This is a genomic window from Mesorhizobium sp. ZC-5 (assembly GCF_025753855.1).
In the GTDB taxonomy this organism is placed as follows: domain Bacteria; phylum Pseudomonadota; class Alphaproteobacteria; order Rhizobiales; family Rhizobiaceae; genus Neomesorhizobium.
This window is the reverse complement of record NZ_JAOWPT010000012.1, coordinates 125,646-144,477: the sequence shown is the minus strand read 5'-3', so window position 1 is coordinate 144,477 and position 18,832 is coordinate 125,646. Positions and strand designations below refer to the sequence as shown.

Sequence of the window (18,832 nt, the reverse complement as noted above, 5' to 3'; positions counted from 1 at the left end):
TTTGCCGAGGCGGAGCTGTTCGATGCGCATGCTTTACGAGCAGCCCACCCCAACCCCTCACGGGCTCAGCTTGGAATGCGAGCCTGACGCAGCGACTGCAAGATCTTCGCGGAGGCTTACCTGCAGCACGAGAACGACCCCGCAAGCGCTAGGATGTTGATGACGCCGCTCATCACCCCGATGCCGACAGACGCGCGTCGGAACGCGGCCAAAGCCGCAGCGAGTGTGAAGCGCAGCGGCGTATCTGGCGCCTGCATGCGCACGTCAGCCTCTCATCTCAACCGACGAACTGGAAGTCTTCTTGATGAAGGTTTGCCAGCGCGATATTCTTCAGCGTTATCGTGTTGTTGACATCAGCCGTGATCAGCGTGTCGGCGCCAACCTGGCTAGCCACGGCCAAGACCGCAGCAAAATCGGCAAACACATCGTCTGCGAACTCGATAGCATCGACTGACCCGACACCTGCCGTAAAATCAGTGATTGTGTCCTTACCAAAACCAGGATCGAAGACGAACACGTCGTTTCCAGCGCCACCCGTCAAGCTGTCGTTCCCCGAATTACCGATGATCGTGTCATTCCAAGTGGTGCCGACAATCGTGTCGTTCGCCGCCGTGCCCCTGATCCAGGCATTGCTATTGATCGTCGCTAGGTTCCATTCCGAGCCGTCTGCGAATACGATCTTCTCGACACCCCAGTTCTGGGTTGTTGAATAGAATTGACGTTGAACCGTGATCGTTCTCCGGTGGCAACCACGTTGATCGTCAAATTTTGACCGGCGCGGGAGAATACGAGATCATCAGCATTCAGATTGCTAAACGACAGCGTATCGACATTCGCAGTCGACGAGGAATCATCATTGATGATGTCACTGCCGTCCTCTGATGTGTAGTGGTACGTGTCGCTACCCGCCTTGCCGAGCATGGTGTCGTTACCAGCCCCACCGACAATCGTGTCATCCAGCGTGGTGCCTGTAATCGAATCATTTCCACTTGTGCCGCGGAACCATGCCGCCTGACGAACCTGTTCGCGATTCCAAATAGTTCCATCCGCGAAAAGAACCTGTTCAATTCCTGTGCTGGTCGAGCCAAAATGGTTGGTGATCGAAAGGATTTCACCTGTGGCAACCATCTTTATCAAAAGGTCGTTGCCGGCCCGCGTGAACGTAACGTCAGTTGGATTCGTGTTTATCAACCGAATTGAATCGACGTCGGCGGAGCCGGTCGTTTCGCTGATCGCATCATTGTCATAACCAGCGCCCCACTGATAGATATCAGATCCAGCAAGGGCTACGCCGTACCTTCGGCACCTATCTCGCCGAATGCAACATCCAAGCGCGCGCTATCATGGAAGCGATGGGGCATTCTTCAATGACGGTGACAGACGGATATGTCCGAGAGGCCAACAAGAAGCGAATGGCTGTCGACATGGCCCGCGCCATCAACGAGCGTGAGCCCAAACGCGATGCGATGAAGCAGCGAGCGGCTCTGCACGTCGTCAAGTAAGTGAAATCAACCGAACATACGAAGGGTGGCATATCGGCTACCCTTATCTTTGGGCCCATAATAGGCCCAAAACGTTTTGGGCTAGGGCGTATTTTTTTCAATAAAATGAGTGGCCAAATCTAAACTGACTCAACCAACCCCTGGAAATTCCACAAAGCGGGGTTCTGCCCTCCATGCGATCCGCCAAACTTGCCTGATTCATAGGGTGATTATGACAGGCATTCCAACGCGTTTCACGCTCGGCTGATGCGCAACAAAAAAGGCCGCTAATGGCGACCTCCTTCTTCTAAGCAATGTCGGGACTGGGAAAAGGCTAGGTTCAGGCTGCCGCAAGAAGCGGTTTTATCTCTCTGCGTTGCCAGACCAGCGTCTTCTTCGGTTCCAGAACATGGGGCTGGATACCAGCAGCGCGCAGAATACGAGGTACGTCTCGCAGCTTTTGTCCGAGAGCCGAGAAGCGCTCGGTGATTTCGGAGGTAAGTATAAATTCTCTCTCAAAGGCACCAAGCTCTGTCACCGTCGGCTTCCTTGAAAGGAAACCTTCACGCACGAGCTGGTTCACGATCACAGGTGTTGTTTTGAGCACTCCTGCCGCGTCCTGCTGTGTAAAGACAATACCGGGATCCAGGCTGCTCGAAACAGCGTCATTGAGAAATTGTAAAGCTGCCGCGTCACGGACGGCAAGGGAGGCCATCAATGACTTTCCTCCTACGCACCAGACTTCGAGCTGACCTCCGATAATTCTGACGAAGATCTCGGGCCATGGATTCGCAAGTTTCGGGAGCAGCCTGCCGACGGCCCTGGCAATTGTCATTGCTGTAGCGGGCGGAGGAGTCCGAGAAGCCATGTCTTCGCAGCTTCGTCTCAAGTCTTCCACTGATGACTTGCCTAGTTTGGAAGGGAGCAGGTGAGTGAATGGCCCCGAGAAGAAGTCAAAGCGAGGCCGCGGACGTCCGCAAATAGGTGATGGCCGATGTCGGCAGCTGAACGGCAGGCAGCGCGGCGCAAGCGCCAGAATGAACCGAGGTGAAGCTGGCGCGGCTCCAAGACGACATCACCAAGATCCTGGGTCTGACCGAACGCCTTTACGCCTCGATGTACCATCCGGACGGTCTGGATTTCCGCATTGACCAAAACTGGGTCCGCCTGCTGAAGGCAGTTCACGAGGCGGCCTACGCCGCAATTCCCGATCTGACTCCGGAGAACCTGGCGTTTGCATTTCCGACGGCTGCAAAACGCGCATCTCCGATGCATAACTTTTAGGCCTACGGGATCGTTGAATGCGTGGTCTCGATACGCGGTTGGAGACCCCTTTTCATCACAAGCGCGATGGTCGCATGGAAGGCGGTCGCGCGTTGTTGTACTGATCGCGCTTGCGCCGAGGAGCAGTCGGCCGGCTGAGAGTTCTGGAATGACGGCACGGGGGCCGGCAGCGGTCGGTCCGCTTGCGGTGCAGGGAGATCGATAGCTGCCCGTCAACCTGCAAGGGCCGATGTCGTGGCTGATCCGATTTTCTTCTGGGACCGGGCCTTCCTGCGCCGATCAACCCGCAAATGTCTCCGACGACACGGTTGCGGACGAACCTTTGTCCAGTCTCCCTTGGATTATCGATTGCATATGTTCGCCGAGGCGTCCTTCCGGGCATTGCAATCGACCGTGCTTCGTCCTGCTTTGCCGCCTTCGGCTGGCAACCCAAGTTGGCCAACCTGGTTCGTGTAGTTGTCTCGGGTATTTTGATCGACAACGGCGACAGGAGCCGCAATCGCCAGCCCGGCTGCGGTGCCCGCGACTGCGGCCGCACCTGTGGTGACGGCTACGATGCTGTCGCCGAAGCCGACCCGGCTGTCCGTAAGAGCCTGGCCATCGGAAATGCGCGCCCCAATGAGTTGGACGATCTCAGGCGACTCAGCAAATTTGCCATGGTTGAGTTTGTCTCCGGATTTGACCTTTGTCAGGTCGATGACCGTGATGTTGTTTGCTGCAAGTTCCTCCTTGTATGGAGCTTTTTCCGGGTCGATAGATCCCAGCCGGGCGACGCTGCCCCAGACCCGCCGCGAAACTGCCAGTGCGCGGTCATCTTGCGAAACGAAAAGCGTGAATTGGGGGTGCTGTTTGCCCATGTCGGCAATTTGGGAACGGAACACGTCGACATCAACGTCAGGAGCAGCGAGCATGATGTTTTTGAATTTCGGCGGCAGTCCGTCGTTTCGGATGGCCATCTGGCGAAGCGCCTCCAGCGCCAGCCAGTTCCCCATTGAATGGGCGAGGATGGACACTTCCTCTATCTCTGGATCGCGCCCCAGATATTGAAACAGCGTCTCAAGCGCATTGCGCGTGTAGTTGGTGCTTTCCCGGTCATATCCGTAGGCAAAAGTGCTTCCACGCGAAGGCCATGTGACCAAAATGGGTACGCTGTCGGTTCGGGCGTCATTGGCAATTTGGGCAAACCGAAAGACCGAGTCTTCGAACCGGTTGTTGAAACCGTGGATAAACACCAGGACGCTGCGATCCGGACTCTTCCTAACAGAGGCGCTGAGCCAGCCCTTCGCCGCCTCCGCGGTGAGATCCGCGCTTCTGAGGACCGCGAAATCGGTGGCGGGATTGGGCGGAAGTTTTTTTGGCCATGCGACCTCACCAACCTTGCGGACATTGTCTGGTGGAATTGAAACTGTGATGTCGGCAAATGCCGGAGACAGTCCACGTTCGCCTGTAAACATCTCACCTGGATTGGCCGAGCGGCCGCGGGTCGTTGCAACCAACATTTCCACCCTGCTCGAGGATGGGGAGGTGTCGGCCACCGGTATGAGCACGTTCTTCGGACGTTCCGCGCATCCAGACAGGACAGTGAGCAGGATAGCGGCTAGCAAAATGCAGTGAATACTTTCAGCAAAAGAGAGCGACGTCGCGCGCGCTAGGCGGTCGCTGGTGCTCACTGTTGTACCTTTTTGCCCAAATACGGCCTCGGTGATTTGCGCATGTTCCTCATCCTCACTTTGGCGTGTACCAGATCGGCGACGTGTAGGCGCGCTCCGTGGTTGTCATTGTGGCTTCCGGCGGCATCGTGATGCCGAAATACTTGGCATCGTAGGCGGTCCAGCGTGGCGTCGGAATCTCGATGACGCGACCATAGTAGAAGGCTCGCTGCGCGGGGTCGAACTCGGGATCGGTCCAGACAGCGATCAGTTCCGGAGCGCCGATTGTATTAGTCCATGTAGCGTTGGCGATATCGACCGTGTCGCCGACCGGCGGCAGCTTTCGATCGGCGCCGGGTTTGCGGTCGCCTGCCCAGGCAACGTCGTAGACCTGCTCGTGCACTTCGCCCGAAGCATCGAGCCAGCCCTTGACGATCTGGTAACGGTCGAGGTTGGCGCCGATCGGATCCTTCAGCGCGGCGACGAGGAATGTTGGCGCCTTGCCTGCGGGCGCATTGGTCAGGTCGCCGCCCATCGGCACGCCTTTGCTGTAGCCGGCTATGGCCGGGCTCCTCGAATTGGCGTCGTCTGCTGTGAAGTCGAAGCCGCCGAAGAAGCGGACCAGCATTCGCCGGCCCGTAGTGGCATAGGTTTCCTTGCGCTCCATTGCGTCAAAGATCGCCTCGCGCGTGTTCTCCGTCGCCCAGACGCCGGCATAGCCGGAAGCGGTCTGCTCCCAGCCCATGATGGTTGCCTTCTCGGCCTTGACGAACGGGTGCGTGGCGCGGTCCGGCCCCGGCTCGCTGCTTGATGTCTTGCCGAAGAAGTTGTCCTCGTCGACGGCAGACAGGCCGGTGTGCGCATCGGTCGAGCCGACCATGCCGAACTTGTAGGGGTTGACGCCGAGCTTGGCCTCGAGCTTGAGGCCGTTCTTCAACGCCGAGCGCGCATATTCGAACTCCAGCATATCGGGCGTCTTCAATACCGTCAGGTCGAGGTTGCCCTTGTCCCACCTCTCGAAATTCGCGAACTCGTCATTCGGCGACAGGAAGGGATGGGTCTCGCCGTCGCCTTGCCCCAGATGATAGTCGGCATAGCCAAAAACCGGAACGGTAGCGACCTCGCGCAGTCGGCTGAAGGTGACATCCAGCGGGTGGACGGCGCCCGTTCCATCGACCGCCAGCATGAAATAGAGGACAGCGGATCGCGGCGGCAGGTCGGCGACCCGGCCCAGCATGTCGTCGAGCGACAATTCATCAAGCCATTCGAATTTCACGCGATCGGCAAACGGTTGAAACTCGCTGCGCAATTCACGGGCCCAGAATTGCTCGTTGGGAGAATTGCCGACGACGACCGCTATGTTTGTCGTCTCGGGCCGCACGCGCAGAATGTTCTCGACGAAGGCCGGAAGATCGAGCTTGACCCCGATGTAGGTGTCGTTGGCTGTGAGGCCTGCATCGGGCATGAGCCGCGAATCCACCCCCGATATCACCACGGGTGTGTCGGAAAACAGCTCTTTCCGATATTTCTCGACGAAGGCCGCGGCAGGCCCACCTTGAGCGACGATCAAATCCGGCCTGCGCCCGGAAAAGAGATCCTGCAGATATTTGACCAGCGAATCGTCGCTCTCGGGCTTCTGAAACCGAGCTGTAAAAATCGACGCCTCATAAAAATCAAGCGGCTCCGGCGAGCGCTTCACCAGCGCCGCATGAAAGCTCTTGGTCATCTCGCTGAAGGGCGCAAAATCTCGGCCGAACGAGTGCAGCAAAAGGACGCGCTTTGCATCCGTCGCGTTCGCTCCAAGTGCCGAAAATAGGAGGAGGGCTCCAACCAGCCAAACCTCAAACAACACCGTCCTGGAGGGATCGTCCGTCATAGCCTCAGGTGCAGAGCACTTCGCGGATTGCCATTCACATCTTCAAGATAGCAGTTGCGGGGCGCGAGCGAAATGACATCGCGATGCTCAGCACCGAGAATAAACCTGGGGTCGCCCGGCGACACCGACTCCATGGGGCTGTGTTCTTTGTCGAAGTGGTTCACCCACATCGCTTCAGGCAAAAAATGCGCACGAGCGTCGACTCGGCAATAGCTCGAATGCCCGCTTCAAGCGCTCAAGACTCTCCGGTTGTAGCGCGACCGAGGCCTCCAGCGTGGTCGCCGCTAACGTCCGCATTCCGGCGGTGGCAAAGCTGACCGAAACAGCTGAGATGGGGGCGCGTTGCTGCCATTCGCAACGCCGAGAATGAAGGTCTTGAATGGGGTCAAACTTCGCATTTGGCGAAGGACTCATTCCCGCAATTCCCGAGTGGGCTATTCACAGGCACCCTTTGCCGTCTTCATCTGGCGCGTCAGCTGCTTGAACGTACGTGGTCCGAAACCTGTGTCCGGACAGTCGACCCCGACATCCCGGGAGCGGTGATAGTTGGGCATCTCACCATGAGCATGGCCGTAGAAATGCCAGCTCCCTTTCAGGATTCCAGGCCACGTCCGGCATGGGTAGTGACAGAGGAAAATACGCTCGCCCTCATCGGTGACTTCCAGCTGCTGCGTCGGCGGCTGATCCCACTCGAGCGAAGTGATGACCGGGTGAATCCTGTTCTGCCGCTGATAGTCGTGGTTGCCGAGGATCAAGTTCCTACGGCCCATGAGGCGCGAGAAGATTCCGCGCACGCGGTCGCCGTCGTGCAGGCCCATGGAAAAATCCCCGAGATGATAAACTACGTCATCCGGTTTCACGATGGCGTTCCAGGCGCGGATCAGGAATTCATCCATGTCGCGGATGTCGGCAAACGGGCGGTTGCATGCTGTCGGCGACAGCATGCGCGCATGCGAAAAATGGGTATCCGCGGTGTAGTATCTTGTCGGGCCAAGGAAGTGTAAGGTCTGGCGCAATGGGTAGCGTCAGGCGGCGCTGCACGATCTTCTCGAATTCTTTCTCGACGCGCTTGCCTTCCGAGGTGGTGTTGTTGCCAATGGAGGTGAACACGACCACCGATCCATCCATATCGGCGCTGCCGCCCGCTGCCTTGTCTTCCACGACTGCCGGGTCATCGACGGCGGAAGCTTCTTTCTCCTCCTGTTCCCTCTTTCTCACTGCGCGCTGGATTGCAGCCTCGAAATCGCGTTCGTAGCCATGCAGCATGCGGAACACCGATCGACGCGGTGTATAAAGGCCATCGACCTTGCTCGTGTGTTCGAGAGTGCGCGACATCACCGCCAAACCGAGCGCGCGCCCGACCATGCGCAGGCCATCTCGTTCGTTGATGTCCCGCAGCGCGACCGTTGCAGCTTCGCCCGCGATCGATGCCGCAGCATCCGGATCGCCGAAGGAGGCGAAATAGTACTGGCACCGCAGCCGGCAGGTCTCGACGGGCACACCGTTTACCTCCTCCACGCCATCGAGGCACTGGACCAGCGACTGAACGCCGTCTTCGCTCTGCTCGACGGTCAGTTCCTCCAGGGCGGCGGCGAGCGATGCAAGCGCGAGATCGCCGCGCTTCCTGATCCGCCGTGACAGGCGCTCGGCATATTCCCGGATGTCCTCGTCGAGATTGTTCTGGAAGAAGTTCATGCCGCGCAGCAGCTCCTCTCAGGCGACGGCTGAAATGACGCTCTTGCGAATCCTTGGAGATCATGGCCAACCCTCAGGCATTCAGGCCGGGGTTTTCGGCAAGGCGGCCGAGCCGATACCAGCGCGACAGCGTTCGCGCCCAGCTACGGTCCTTCGACAGCAGCCACAGCTCCGACGTGCTGATCAGGCGGTTCTCACCGACAAGCGTCGAATGGCCGGTCGACAGTCCGGCGAGGCAGGGCACCCCCCTCTTGGCGAGGACCCACCGATCGAGAACCGGAGCATCGTCGCCGGCCATGACTTCCGGCGGCAGGCCGCGATGAATGCTTTCCATATCGGCGAACAGCGCGGCTAGGCGCGCCATCTCGCGGGCGAGCTCGGCACTGGGTTCGTTACGCTGGTTGAACAGCAGCATCAGCAAGTCTCCGTCTGTCCAAGGATCCGTTTCATTCGGATCCTTGTGATTCGCTGGAATCAGCGGGACAGACATACGGCGTCGCAGCGTCGGCGTCCACGGCGTCGATTACGGCGTCGCTGACGCCACGCATGATCGCTGTGCAGGGTTCACGGCACTACATGGTCACGAATTTGGCTAGGGATTACCGCTAGCCATCTAGAGTGCAGACTAGGTGACCGCTAGGAATGGGATATGGATGTTCCCAATGAACTTTTGCGGGCTGCTCGTGTTGCGCTCAACATCGGTCAACGGGAGCTGGCTAAGCTCTCCGGAGTGGGCCAGCGGACAATCCTGCGCATCGAACGCAACGACGAGACGGTTACCGTCGAGACGCGTCGGCGCCTACAGGACTTTTTCGAGAAGAAGGGCATTACCTTCACCCCGGATGACGGAGTATCAGGTCCGGGGCTTCGGATCCGCAGGGACCTCATTCAGCAGGGCAATTTGAGGTTCTGAGCGTCGGCTCTGGTCGTTCCGGCAAGTCGAAGCGTTACGCCTCCTAGGGAAATGACGACGCTAAGCTGGAAAGTTGCGGTTCTAAGCCGGAGTTCATATTAGCGATTCGTATCAGGCAGTTGGCATCCGGCGATGGCCGCAGAAAATGCGTAGTGTGCGTTGGATGCGGCGAATTTTTACGCATTTGAATTGAGATTCTACTCAAAAAATAGAGATCTGTCGGTCTCTATAACAGTACGAGGTGCACTTTGATTCAGGTGATTTGTAACAGGCGGCGATCCGGTCTTTTATATAGCGAAATTGAGGCTTAACACGAAATATGGCGGGAGAGCCCCACGGAAATTTCTTTAGAAACCAGAGACTTCGAGCATGCTCTACTTGCACCCGCGTCAAATCGAATTGTGGCGCGCGGCAAAATTAATTTGGCAACTCACGGTAAGCATGTGGATGGTGGGCCCGGAGGGACTCGAACCCCCAACCAAGCGGTTATGAGCCGCCGGCTCTAACCATTGAGCTACAGGCCCCACGCCGGCTGGATTAGTTTCTTTTTTGATGCCGCACAAGACGCCGCGCCGCAATCGCCACATAATGTCGCCGTAACGACGATGCCGTAAGGGCCTTCCGAAACGGAGAATGACATGAGACGAAATTTCCTGCCTTTGACGCTGGCGCTGGCGCTCGCCACCCCCGCGGTTGCCGCCGCCGCGGACCAGCCGCCGCCGCGCATCGTCGTGACCGGGGAGGGCGAAAGCACCATCGCGCCCGACATGGCCCTTCTGTCGCTTAGCGTTATGCGCGAGGCCGCCACGGCGCGCGAGGCGCTGACTGCCAACAACGACGCCATGGCCGCCGTCATCTCGGCGCTGCAGGCATTGGGCGTCGCCGAACGCGACCTGCAGACCGCCGGCGTGCAGATTTCCCCGCGCTACGACTTCACGCCCAAGCCGGACGGCACACAGGAAGGCAGACTGGTCGCCCACCAGGTCACCAACACGCTGTCGGTGCGCGTGCGCGACCTAGCCAAGACCGGCGAAATCCTCGACAAGACGGTCAGCCTGGGGGTCAACCAGGGTGGCGGAGTCACCTTCACCAATGACGATCCGTCCAAGGTGATGACCGAGGCGCGCAAGAAGGCGGTCGCCGATGCCATTGCCAGGGCGACGACATTGACCGAGGCCGCCGGCGTCAAGCTCGGCAGGGTACTGGAGATCTCCGAAACCTCTCCTGTCCAGCCGCCGATACCGATGCTGCAGAAATTCGCCGCCCGCGCTGCCGCCGATTCGGTTCCGATCCAGGCCGGTGAGAATGCCTACCGTGTTCAGGTCAACGTCACGTTCGAACTGAACTGACCACCAGTCGATCGCACAAAAAGAAGCCCGGAAGGGTGACCCTCCGGGCTTCTTTTGTTTCTATCGCGAATGTCGATGTCCAGTCGCGATGTCAGCCGATGACCGGGCAGCGCGGCGCACGCGCGAAGGTCACCACGGCGCGGCCACGATAGGAGCGGCCGACCACGGTGATGGTGCGGCGGCTGACGTCGGCAACGCGAGCGCGGCGCACGCCCATGCGTTCCGCCTTGTTGAGGGCACGGCCCGGCGTGCAGCGGCGATCCCAACGGTCATGGCGGTCGCGGTTGTAGTGACGGCGACCCTCGCGATACTGGACGCTGCTGTAGCCGCCGGAGTAAACGTCGCCCTGGCCGCCGAATTTGAGATAGATACCGCTTTCCTGAGCGGTGGCCGGAACCGCGGTGAGGGCCGTAATGCCGATAAGAGCCGAAACGGCTGCGGCTTTGAATTTGCTGAACATGATTCTCTCCAATGTTCGAGGATTGTCGACCTGTTCGCCGAAGCGATGGGGAGAGAATGCATGCGGCAAGCTGAACCGGATGCGAACTACCCGTTCATCCTGCATTCACATGGCAACACTTTGAGATATATTGATTTTTCTAAGAATCAGAACAATCGATAAGGCCACTACAGCTCTTCTTCGACCATGTGATCGAAATATTCCTCGGGCGCTGAAAGGTCGGTTTCCGAGGCCGTCACGCGGCCACGCACGGAAATGCCGGCCTCATGCACTGTGTCGGCGCTGCCCGAGACCAGCGGATGCCACCAGTAGAGGTCCTTTCCCTCGGCGACCAGCCGGTAGGCACAACTTGCCGGCAGCCAGCTGATGGTGCGCACATTCGCCGGTGTCAGTTTCACGCAATCCGCCACCTTGGCCAGCCGATGCGCGTAGTCGCTACAACGGCAGGTGCCGGCATCGAACAGCCGGCAGCCGACCGTCGTCCAGTAGATTTCGCCGGTGTCCTCGTCCTCGAGCTTGGCCATGCAGCATTTGCCGCATCCGTCACACAGCGATTCCCACTCCGGCCGGCTCATCGCCTCCAGCGGCTTGGTTTTCCAGAACCGATTTTCCATGGCGGTGGTGTGAGCCGGCGCGCCGGCGAGGTCAAGTCCCGTCAAGTCCGCCGGCTGCCGTCAAAACCTTGGTTTCGCCATGTTGGCGCCTTCTCGCGGACGGTCAATCGCCCAGCAAAAACCCGAATGCCGCCCGCACAGGAACCAATTGGCATGTTGGGTGTTTGGCCAGCGATGGGACGGAACGACAGGAGAGATTTCATATGAAACGCCAACCCGGAATCCTGGCAGGCACCGCACTTGGCCTGCTGATGGCGTCAACGCCGCTGGCGGCATTCGCATTTGGAGCGACAGCATCGCCCGCGCACCAGGCCGATATCGCAAAACCTTATGTACTCGCCCAGGCTGAAGAAGGAGGCGCCGAAGGCGGAGGCTCTGAAGAAGAACTGCTGAAGAAGAAAAAGCCTCAAAAGGAAAATGCGGCCCCTGCGGAGGAAGCGCCGCCGGCAGCCGAAGAACCGGCGCCCGAGCCCGAACCGGCGCCGCAGCCCGAGCCTGAACCTGAGGCGGCACCCGAACCGGAACCGGAGCCTGCACCCGCACCTGAAGCGCCGGCGGAAGCCGCGCCTGAGCCGCAAGCCGAGCAGCCGGCCGAACCGGCTCCGGAAGCTCCGGCTGAACAGGCGCCGGCGGAGGAACCTGCACCTAAGGAGCAGAAATCCGAACAACCCGCCCCCGGCAAGAAAAAGCAGCCTGAAGCTTCAAAGGAGGAGCCTGCCCAGGCTGAACCGGCACCGGCACCTGATCCTGAAGCGCCTGCGGAACAGCCGAAGGCCGAGCCTGCCCCGGCGCCCGAAGCACCTGCTGAACAGGCTCCTGCCCCGGAAGCACCTGCCGAGCAGGCGCCGGCCACCCCCGAGGCCCCGGCGGAACAGCCACCGGCTGAAGCGGCGCCCGACCCGTCGGGCGAGCAACCCGCGCAGCCTGCCGAGCCTGGTGCCGAACCCGCGCAGCCCGGCGCGGAGCCGGCCGCGCCGACGGGCGAAGCACCCGCGACACCCGCTCCCGAGGGCCAGGCGCCCGTGCTCGACAGCCAGAAGCAGCCGCCGGCTGCGGACGGCCAGCAGCCCGCTCAACCCGCCGCTCCGGCGGATCCCGCACAACCGGCGGACCCCGCCCAGCCGGCACAACCGGCTGACCCCGCCCAGCCGGCACAACCGGCTGACCCTGCGCAACCGGCCGATCCGGCTCAGCCAGCCCAGCCGGCAGAACCGTCGGCGCCGCCTGCCGATGACGGCGCAGCACAGCAGGACCTAACGCCGGCTGACATCCAGCCGGTCACGGCGGAAGAAGGCCAGCGCATCGAGGTGAAGCCGGAAGAGTTCGTCCGCGAACGGCCGGCACAAGCCGAGATCGTCAAGGAGGTCGGCGACCGCACCATCATCCAGATCAACAATCAGGTGATCGTGCAGAGCAACGACCGTCCGCGCCTGACCCGCGGCGCCCGTGACGTCTATTACGAGGAGCTGCCCCGCGGCAGGACCCGCGAGGTCATCGAGCGTGAGGACGGCACGCGCGTCATCACCATCCGCAACCGTTATGGCGACGTCATCCGCCGCTCGCGTATCGCCCCGGATGATCGCGAAATCATCCTCGTCTATGTCGACGAGGAGACATACGACCGCGACGGCGAATGGCGCGACCCCGGCCTCGATCTGCCGCCAATGCAACTCACCATCCCGGTCGAGGAATACATTCTGGATTCCGAAAGTGTCGAGGATCCGGAAGCCTATTACACCTTCCTCGACCAACCGCCGGTGGAACGGGTTGAGCGCCTGTATTCCATCGACGAAGTGAAGCGGTCTGCGCGCATCCGCGACAAGGTCCGCCGCATCGACCTCGACACCATCAACTTCGCGTTTGGTTCTGCCGAGATCGCCGAAAGCGAAATCGCCAAGCTCGAAGGTGTCGCGGGCGCGATGGAGAAGCTGCTCAAGGAAAATCCGGCGGAAACCTTCCTGATCGAAGGCCACACCGACGCGGTCGGCTCGGACGACGCCAATCTGGCGCTGTCCGACCAGCGCGCGGAAGCCGTCGCCGAGGCGTTGACCAATGTTTTCGGTATCCAGCCCGAAAACCTTGCGCCGCAGGGCTACGGCGAGCAGTACCTGAAGGTCAACACGGAGGCCCGCGAGCCGCAGAACCGTCGCGTCGCGATCCGCCGGATCACCTCGCTGGTCGCTCCGGTGGCAAGCGCCAACTGATCTGACGCTCCCTCTCCGCCGGCGCGCGCCGGCGGAGCAGGTTCCCTGCCCCGTCCCGTTCATCGGGACGATGGCGAAAGCCCGGGCGTCTCCCCCTTTCGGCCGGGCTCTTCTTTTTTGCCGTTGCAAACATGGCGGTCGCTGGCATAGAGGCTGAGCCATTCCGTCGGAAGTCATCTCATGAAGCGCCTCGAACTTTTCATCGAATCGATCATTCTGGCCTCGCGCTGGCTGCTTGTGGTTTTTTATCTGGGGCTGGCCGCGGCGCTGGCGATCTACGCGCTTTCCTTCGGCAAGAAGCTTTATGAATTCGCCGTCATGGCGATGGCCATGAACGACACCGACACAATCCTGAAGATGCTGGGCCTCATCGATGCGGCTCTTGTAGCCAGCCTGGTCGTGATGGTGATCATTTCAGGCTACGAGAACTTCGTCAGCCGCTTCGACGAGACCGGCAGCGAGGTTCATTGGCTGGGCACCATCGACGTCGGTTCGCTGAAGATCAAGGTCGCCTCAACCATCGTCGCTATCTCTTCCATCCATCTCCTGCTGATCTTTCTCAACCATTCGAGCTTCACGCCGCAGCAGTTGATGTGGCTCACCATCATGCATCTCGCCTTCGTCGTCTCCGCGTTGATCCTGGCCTACATCGACCGCATCACGGCGATGACCAAGGGCGGCAAGAAGCCCGCGGAAGGCGATCTCGGCCTCTAGATTGACGGCATTATCTCCGGTGGACGAACGGCCGATCGAGGCCTGGTCCGTTTGACATCACGGCCTGTCGCTCCATACTCCCTCTCGGTGGGCAACCAATCCGTGCATTCGGGAAGGAGACATTTCGATGACCGCTGTTCCCACCGACGCAGCCGGCAAGGCTGCAGTCGAACCAAGCCTCCATCGTGTGATGGGTCCCTGGCTGCTTTTGCTCTTCATCGTCGGCGACATTCTGGGCACAGGCATCTATGCGTTGACCGGCCAGGTCGCCAAGGAAGTTGGTGGCGTTGTCTGGCTCCCGTTCCTGGTGGCGTTCGTGGTGGCCCTGATCACCGCCTTCAGCTATCTCGAACTGGTAACCAAATACCCGAAGGCAGCAGGCGCGGCACTCTATACGCACAAGGCGTTCGGCATCCATTTCATCACCTTCATCGTCGCTTTTGCCGTCATGTGCTCCGGCATCACCTCGGCATCGACGGCGTCGCGCGCCTTCGCGGTCAATTTCTCCAGCGCCTTCGGCCTGGGGCTGGAACAGGGCAGCGGCATCATCCTGCTTGGGCTGGCCTTCATGGCGGTCGTGGCGATCATCAACTTCCGCGGCGTTGGTGAAAGCGTGAAAGCCAACGTGGTGCTGACCTGCATCGAACTGACCGGTCTGCTGATCGTCATTCTCATCGGGTTCTGGGCCATCGGCGCAGGCCAGGGCGATGTCTCCCGCATCACGCAATTCCAGACTCCGGAAGGCGTCAGCGCGGTCTGGCCGGTGATCGCCGCAACGACGCTCGCCTTTTTCGCCATGGTCGGTTTCGAGGATTCCGTCAACATGGCCGAGGAGACGCAGAACCCGAGCAAGATCTTTCCGAAAATCCTGCTTATCGGCCTGCTGCTCACCGGTCTGATCTACGTGCTTGTCTCGATCTCGGCGGTTACCCTGGTATCGCCGGAGGAACTCAGCGAAGGCGAAGCGCCGCTGCTGAAGGTCGTGCAGGCCGGCGCACCGAATTTCCCGATCGGTATCTTCGCCTTCATCACCATGTTCGCGGTGGCCAACAGCGCCCTGATCAACATGCTGATGGCGAGCCGCCTTGTTTACGGCATGAGCCGTGAACACGTGCTGCCGCCGGTGCTGGGGACCGTTCATGCGACGCGGCGCACGCCCTATGTCGCCATCGGCTTCACCACGCTGCTCGCCTTCGGCCTGATCACCTTTGTCGGCAGCGTGCCGCAGCTTGGCGGCACCACCGCGCTGTTGCTGCTCTGTGTGTTCACCGTCGTCAACGTGGCGGTTCTCGTGCTGCGCAAGGACAAGGTCGACCACGAGCACTTCAAGGCGCCGACCATCCTGCCGATCATCGGGGCGATCGCCTGCGGTTTCCTCACCGGCCCCTGGACCGGCCGCAATCCCGACCAGTACAAGATCGCCGGCGTCTTGCTGGCCATCGGTGTTGTGCTCTGGCTCGTCACTGTGATGATCAACCGCTCGATAGGTGTAACGCCGTCGGTGCCGGATTCTGCCGATCTCGGCAGGGGCGGCCCGGTGAACTGAGCGATCACGTTGCTTGCAATGCAAACCTCCGGTACCATCTATTGGTATTGGAGGTTTGCATGCCGAAGAACACATCGGTGACGCTTGGCGACGACTATGACGCCTTCATCAGAAAACAGGTAGCGAGCGGACGCTTCGGGTCGGCCAGCGAAGCTATCCGGGCAGGATTGCGTTTGCTGGAGGAACAGGAAATCGGCCTGGAACGCCTGCGACTTGCGTTGGAAGAGGGCTACGATTCCGGTGAACCGGAGCCGTTCGATTTCGATGAGTTTCTGGCGTCCAGAAAATCTGGATAGTGCGTCATCTGCGCTTACGCCCTCGGGCGCGGCAGGACATTGAGCAAATCTGGTCCTACAGCCTCGACAATTTCGGCGAGCAACGCGCCACCGAATACATTGAAGCCATCAGGGCCGCATTCAAGCTCCTGCAGCAAAATCCGGGTCTCGCGCGATACTCCGAAAGCGGGCGGCCAAATCTGATGAAGTTTCGCGTCGGCTCGCACATCCTGTATTTTCACGCCACCGTCCAATCGATCGACGTCGTGCGTATCCTGCACGGCCGCATGGATTTCCCGCGACACCTTTGATCAGCCGAACGGCCGCGCCACCTTCGTGTCGGACTTGGCGAAGACCTCGTCCGGCACGAAGAAATCGCCGGCGAGCGGACCTTTCGCGCCGGGCGCATAATGCGAGAAGTCGGTGATGCCGGCCTCGCGCAGCACCAGTTCGTCGATGAAGAAATTGCCGGTCGTCTCGCGCGACGGCCTGGTCAGGATTGCGTGGGCGGCATCCGCCATGATTTCCGGCGAGCGGCTCATCGAGGCGACGCTGTCGCCGCCAAGCAGATTGCGCACCGCCGCCGTGTCGATGGCGGTGATCGGCCACAGCGAGTTGACCGCGATGCCGTCCCGCGCGAACTCGGCGCTCATGCCCAGCGTGCACATCGACATGCCAAATTTGGCCATCGTGTAGGCGACGTGGTTCTTGAACCATTTGGCGTTCATGTCGAGCGGCGGCGCCAGATTCAGAATATGAGGATTTTCCGCCAACTTCAGGTGCGGTATGCACATTTTCGAAACCAGGAACGTGCCGCGCGTGTTGATCTGGTGCATCAGGTCGTAGCGCTTCATGTCGGTCTGCAGCGTTCCGGTCAGCTGGATCGCGCTGGCATTGTTGATGCAGATGTCGATACCGCCGAACCGCTCCACCGTCTTTGCCACCGCGTCCGCGACCTGGGTCTCCTCGCGGATGTCGCACAGAACCGGCAGCGCCTTGCCGCCCGCCGCTTCGATCTCCGCCGCAGCCGTATAGATGGTGCCGGGCAGCTTCGGATGCGGCTCGGCGGTCTTGGCCGCGATGGTGACGTTGGCGCCGTCGCGCGCCGCGCGGATGGCGATGGCGAGCCCGATGCCCCGCGATCCGCCGGAGATGAACAGCGTCTTTCCCTTGAGCGACATTTTCCGGGCCTCCCTGACTGATCCGCCCATCTTGGCCGTCGCGCCGCCGATGCGCAATCGCCACCGCTATGGCTTCAGCCCGCGATGGCCAGCACGATCGAGATGATCACCAGCAGCGGCCCGCCCCATTTGAACAGCGTGCCGTATCGCTCCAGCCATGATGCGCCGCCTGCCGGGTTCTGCCCCGGCGCTGGCATCCATCCGAAGCCGATCGCCGTCATCCAGGCGCCGGCACAAAACATTATGATTTCATCGATGTAGGCGGCAATCATGAATCTCTTTCTCCGGTCCGAAACAGCATCGCCTTCGCGCCGTCAGCCCCTCGCCGTGCCGCCCCGGTTCCAGCCGCGGCCGCGATCGCCCATCAGTTCCGGCCCGTCGGCATGGATCGCCACCGTATCCTCGATCTTGATGAAGCCGCGTGTCGGATGCAGCATCGTCGTCTCCACCGACAGCACCATGCCCACCTCCAGCGGTCGAGCCGCGTCGGTGCCCTCGTAGGCGACCGGGTGGTTGGTCATCAGGAACGGCATCTCGTGGGTGATCAGCCCCATGCCGTGCGCGAAGAAATCGTTGAACTTTGCACTCGGCCCTGCCTTCAGCACGCTTTCGGCGTGGGCGATCAGGTCGCCGCCCAGCGTTCCGGCATGCGCCCTGGAGATCGCCGCCTGCTGCACGCTCTCGATCTCGGCCAGCAGATCGACAAGCTCGGCATCCGGCTCGCCCAGCACTGCCATGCGGCAGAGGTCGCCGATATAGCCGTGATAATTGCCGCCGGAATCGAGAGACATCACCTCGCCTTTGTGCCAGCTCTGCGGCGACACCGCGCGGTTGTGGCTGGAGCCCAGCGTCAGCAGCGCATATTCGAACTGCAGGCCACGGTTGGTTTCCTCGCGCCGCAGCGCGTCGACGATCTCCTGCTTGGTCGAGCCCTCGCCCATCGCCGAAAAAACCGCCTGCATGGAATCGGTGATCAGCTCGGACGCGGTGCGCAGCTTCTCCAGCTCTTGCGGCGTCTTGATCGCCCGCATGCGCTCCAGCATGCCGGTCGCGTCGACCAGCGCCGCATTGCCCAGTCCGCCCCGCAGCACCTCATAGGCATCCGCCGGCAGGAAGCTCGGCTCGTAGCCGATCCGCACGCCGGCGAGGTTGAGCTTCTTCAGGTGCTCGACCGCCAGTTTCGCCGCGTCGACGCTGCCCCAGGTCGCCGTGTGCAGCGTCGGCGTCCAAAACGGGTTGTTGTGGTGCTCCCCGCCTTCCATCTTGTTGGCGACATAGGCGGCATGCTCCGGCCGGCCCTTTTCGTAGACCACCACTGGCAGGTAGCGGCTGTGGCCGATTGCGTCCATCGCCGAGAAAAAGATGAACTTGTAGCCGCCGAGCAGGTACTGGACGTTGTGCTTCGACGTCGCCAAAAGCACGTCGATGCCCGCGTCCTCCATCAGCCGGTCGACGCGGTGATGATCAAAGGGGATCGCGGCATCGGCCAGTGCGGCGGTGTTGGTGTTCACGTCTTTCTCCCTGGGTTTGTGGGGTCGGCAGGCTCGCCCTGATCTGTTTAATCTGGTCCTACCAGATTTGCGAAGGCGAT

General features: G+C 60.7%; 22 protein-coding genes and 1 tRNA gene. 9 read left to right on the top strand and 14 right to left on the bottom strand.

The window, feature by feature from the left end; translation table 11 throughout:
- Positions 1 to 277: 277 nt before the first annotated feature.
- On the bottom strand, positions 278 to 733 hold the full coding sequence (locus OHD58_RS24720; RefSeq protein WP_412177289.1) for a calcium-binding protein: 456 nt from the start codon (positions 731 to 733) through the stop codon (positions 278 to 280).
- Positions 646 to 1,137 carry a calcium-binding protein gene (locus OHD58_RS24715; protein ID WP_263806277.1) on the bottom strand — a complete coding sequence of 164 codons (492 nt, stop codon included), beginning with the start codon at positions 1,135 to 1,137 and terminating at the stop codon, positions 646 to 648. Before OHD58_RS24715 ends, OHD58_RS24720 begins: the two co-directional genes overlap by 88 nt.
- 230 nt (positions 1,138 to 1,367) lie before the next feature.
- Between OHD58_RS24715 and OHD58_RS24710 the strand changes: the two genes are divergently transcribed.
- Positions 1,368 to 1,502, top strand: coding sequence for a hypothetical protein (locus OHD58_RS24710; RefSeq protein WP_263806276.1), 135 nt, complete (start codon positions 1,368 to 1,370; stop codon positions 1,500 to 1,502).
- A gap of 319 nt (positions 1,503 to 1,821) precedes the next feature.
- Here OHD58_RS24710 and OHD58_RS24705 read toward each other — a convergent pair whose 3' ends face one another.
- Entirely contained in the window at positions 1,822 to 2,196 is a 375-nt protein-coding gene (locus tag OHD58_RS24705) for a hypothetical protein (protein ID WP_263806275.1), read from the bottom strand.
- 332 nt (positions 2,197 to 2,528) lie between these two features.
- Here OHD58_RS24705 and OHD58_RS24700 point away from each other — a divergent pair, with 332 nt between their 5' ends.
- Positions 2,529 to 2,765, top strand: a complete 237-nt coding sequence (locus OHD58_RS24700; RefSeq protein WP_263806274.1) for a hypothetical protein — start codon at positions 2,529 to 2,531, stop codon at positions 2,763 to 2,765.
- Between the two features lie 341 nt (positions 2,766 to 3,106).
- On the opposite strand, the gene OHD58_RS24695 is transcribed toward OHD58_RS24700, so the two are convergent.
- The 5 genes from OHD58_RS24695 to OHD58_RS24675 all read right to left on the bottom strand — a co-directional run bounded on the left by OHD58_RS24695 (position 3,107) and on the right by OHD58_RS24675 (position 8,400).
- On the bottom strand, positions 3,107 to 4,381 hold the full coding sequence (locus OHD58_RS24695; RefSeq protein WP_263806347.1) for an alpha/beta hydrolase: 1,275 nt from the start codon (positions 4,379 to 4,381) through the stop codon (positions 3,107 to 3,109).
- A gap of 109 nt (positions 4,382 to 4,490) precedes the next feature.
- A complete protein-coding gene (locus OHD58_RS24690) occupies positions 4,491 to 6,140 on the bottom strand; it encodes a DUF3604 domain-containing protein (protein WP_263806273.1) in 1,650 nt (549 codons plus the stop codon).
- A 584-nt stretch (positions 6,141 to 6,724) separates the two neighbouring features.
- The gene (locus OHD58_RS24685; RefSeq protein WP_263806272.1) at positions 6,725 to 7,234 is read right to left on the bottom strand and encodes a hypothetical protein; all 510 of its coding nucleotides are present in this window, start codon (positions 7,232 to 7,234) and stop codon (positions 6,725 to 6,727) included.
- A complete protein-coding gene (locus OHD58_RS24680) occupies positions 7,179 to 7,985 on the bottom strand; it encodes a hypothetical protein (RefSeq protein WP_263806271.1) in 807 nt (268 codons plus the stop codon). The genes OHD58_RS24685 and OHD58_RS24680 overlap by 56 nt, the downstream gene beginning before the upstream one ends.
- A gap of 73 nt (positions 7,986 to 8,058) precedes the next feature.
- The gene (locus tag OHD58_RS24675; protein WP_263806270.1) at positions 8,059 to 8,400 is read right to left on the bottom strand and encodes a DUF6634 family protein; all 342 of its coding nucleotides are present in this window, start codon (positions 8,398 to 8,400) and stop codon (positions 8,059 to 8,061) included.
- 234 nt (positions 8,401 to 8,634) lie between these two features.
- Between OHD58_RS24675 and OHD58_RS24670 the strand changes: the two genes are divergently transcribed.
- Positions 8,635 to 8,898, top strand: coding sequence for a helix-turn-helix domain-containing protein (locus tag OHD58_RS24670; RefSeq protein WP_263806269.1), 264 nt, complete (start codon positions 8,635 to 8,637; stop codon positions 8,896 to 8,898).
- A 448-nt stretch (positions 8,899 to 9,346) separates the two neighbouring features.
- Here the strand turns inward: OHD58_RS24670 and OHD58_RS24665 are convergent.
- Positions 9,347 to 9,422 (bottom strand) — tRNA-Ile (locus tag OHD58_RS24665).
- Positions 9,423 to 9,536: 114 nt separating this feature from the next.
- On the opposite strand from OHD58_RS24665, the gene OHD58_RS24660 reads away from it, so the two are divergent.
- Positions 9,537 to 10,247, top strand: coding sequence for an SIMPL domain-containing protein (locus tag OHD58_RS24660; RefSeq protein ID WP_263806268.1), 711 nt, complete (start codon positions 9,537 to 9,539; stop codon positions 10,245 to 10,247).
- A 91-nt stretch (positions 10,248 to 10,338) separates the two neighbouring features.
- On the opposite strand, the gene OHD58_RS24655 is transcribed toward OHD58_RS24660, so the two are convergent.
- Complete coding sequence (locus OHD58_RS24655; protein ID WP_263806267.1) at positions 10,339 to 10,707, bottom strand: hypothetical protein; 369 nt, start codon at positions 10,705 to 10,707, stop codon at positions 10,339 to 10,341.
- Between the two features lie 167 nt (positions 10,708 to 10,874).
- The gene (locus OHD58_RS24650) at positions 10,875 to 11,321 is read right to left on the bottom strand and encodes a YcgN family cysteine cluster protein (RefSeq protein WP_263806346.1); all 447 of its coding nucleotides are present in this window, start codon (positions 11,319 to 11,321) and stop codon (positions 10,875 to 10,877) included.
- A gap of 203 nt (positions 11,322 to 11,524) precedes the next feature.
- Here OHD58_RS24650 and OHD58_RS24645 point away from each other — a divergent pair, with 203 nt between their 5' ends.
- The 5 genes from OHD58_RS24645 to OHD58_RS24625 all read left to right on the top strand — a co-directional run bounded on the left by OHD58_RS24645 (position 11,525) and on the right by OHD58_RS24625 (position 16,371).
- Positions 11,525 to 13,525 (top strand): OmpA family protein, encoded by a 2,001-nt coding sequence (locus OHD58_RS24645; protein WP_263806265.1) that lies wholly within the window; start codon positions 11,525 to 11,527, stop codon positions 13,523 to 13,525.
- Positions 13,526 to 13,705: 180 nt separating this feature from the next.
- On the top strand, positions 13,706 to 14,239 hold the full coding sequence (locus tag OHD58_RS24640) for a TIGR00645 family protein (RefSeq protein ID WP_263806264.1): 534 nt from the start codon (positions 13,706 to 13,708) through the stop codon (positions 14,237 to 14,239).
- Between the two features lie 127 nt (positions 14,240 to 14,366).
- Positions 14,367 to 15,785 carry an APC family permease gene (locus OHD58_RS24635; protein ID WP_263806263.1) on the top strand — a complete coding sequence of 473 codons (1,419 nt, stop codon included), beginning with the start codon at positions 14,367 to 14,369 and terminating at the stop codon, positions 15,783 to 15,785.
- A 59-nt stretch (positions 15,786 to 15,844) separates the two neighbouring features.
- Positions 15,845 to 16,081: a type II toxin-antitoxin system ParD family antitoxin gene (locus OHD58_RS24630; RefSeq protein WP_263806262.1), complete on the top strand. Its 237-nt coding sequence runs from the start codon at positions 15,845 to 15,847 to the stop codon at positions 16,079 to 16,081.
- A complete protein-coding gene (locus OHD58_RS24625) occupies positions 16,081 to 16,371 on the top strand; it encodes a type II toxin-antitoxin system RelE/ParE family toxin (protein WP_263806261.1) in 291 nt (96 codons plus the stop codon). The genes OHD58_RS24630 and OHD58_RS24625 overlap by 1 nt, the downstream gene beginning before the upstream one ends.
- Here OHD58_RS24625 and OHD58_RS24620 read toward each other — a convergent pair whose 3' ends face one another.
- The 3 genes from OHD58_RS24620 to OHD58_RS24610 form a co-directional block, all read right to left on the bottom strand.
- Entirely contained in the window at positions 16,372 to 17,241 is an 870-nt protein-coding gene (locus OHD58_RS24620) for an SDR family oxidoreductase (protein ID WP_263806260.1), read from the bottom strand. It lies immediately after the preceding gene.
- Between the two features lie 74 nt (positions 17,242 to 17,315).
- Positions 17,316 to 17,513, bottom strand: a complete 198-nt coding sequence (locus tag OHD58_RS24615; RefSeq protein ID WP_263806259.1) for a hypothetical protein — start codon at positions 17,511 to 17,513, stop codon at positions 17,316 to 17,318.
- A gap of 42 nt (positions 17,514 to 17,555) precedes the next feature.
- Positions 17,556 to 18,752, bottom strand: a complete 1,197-nt coding sequence (locus OHD58_RS24610) for a M24 family metallopeptidase (protein ID WP_263806258.1) — start codon at positions 18,750 to 18,752, stop codon at positions 17,556 to 17,558.
- Positions 18,753 to 18,832: the final 80 nt, after the last annotated feature.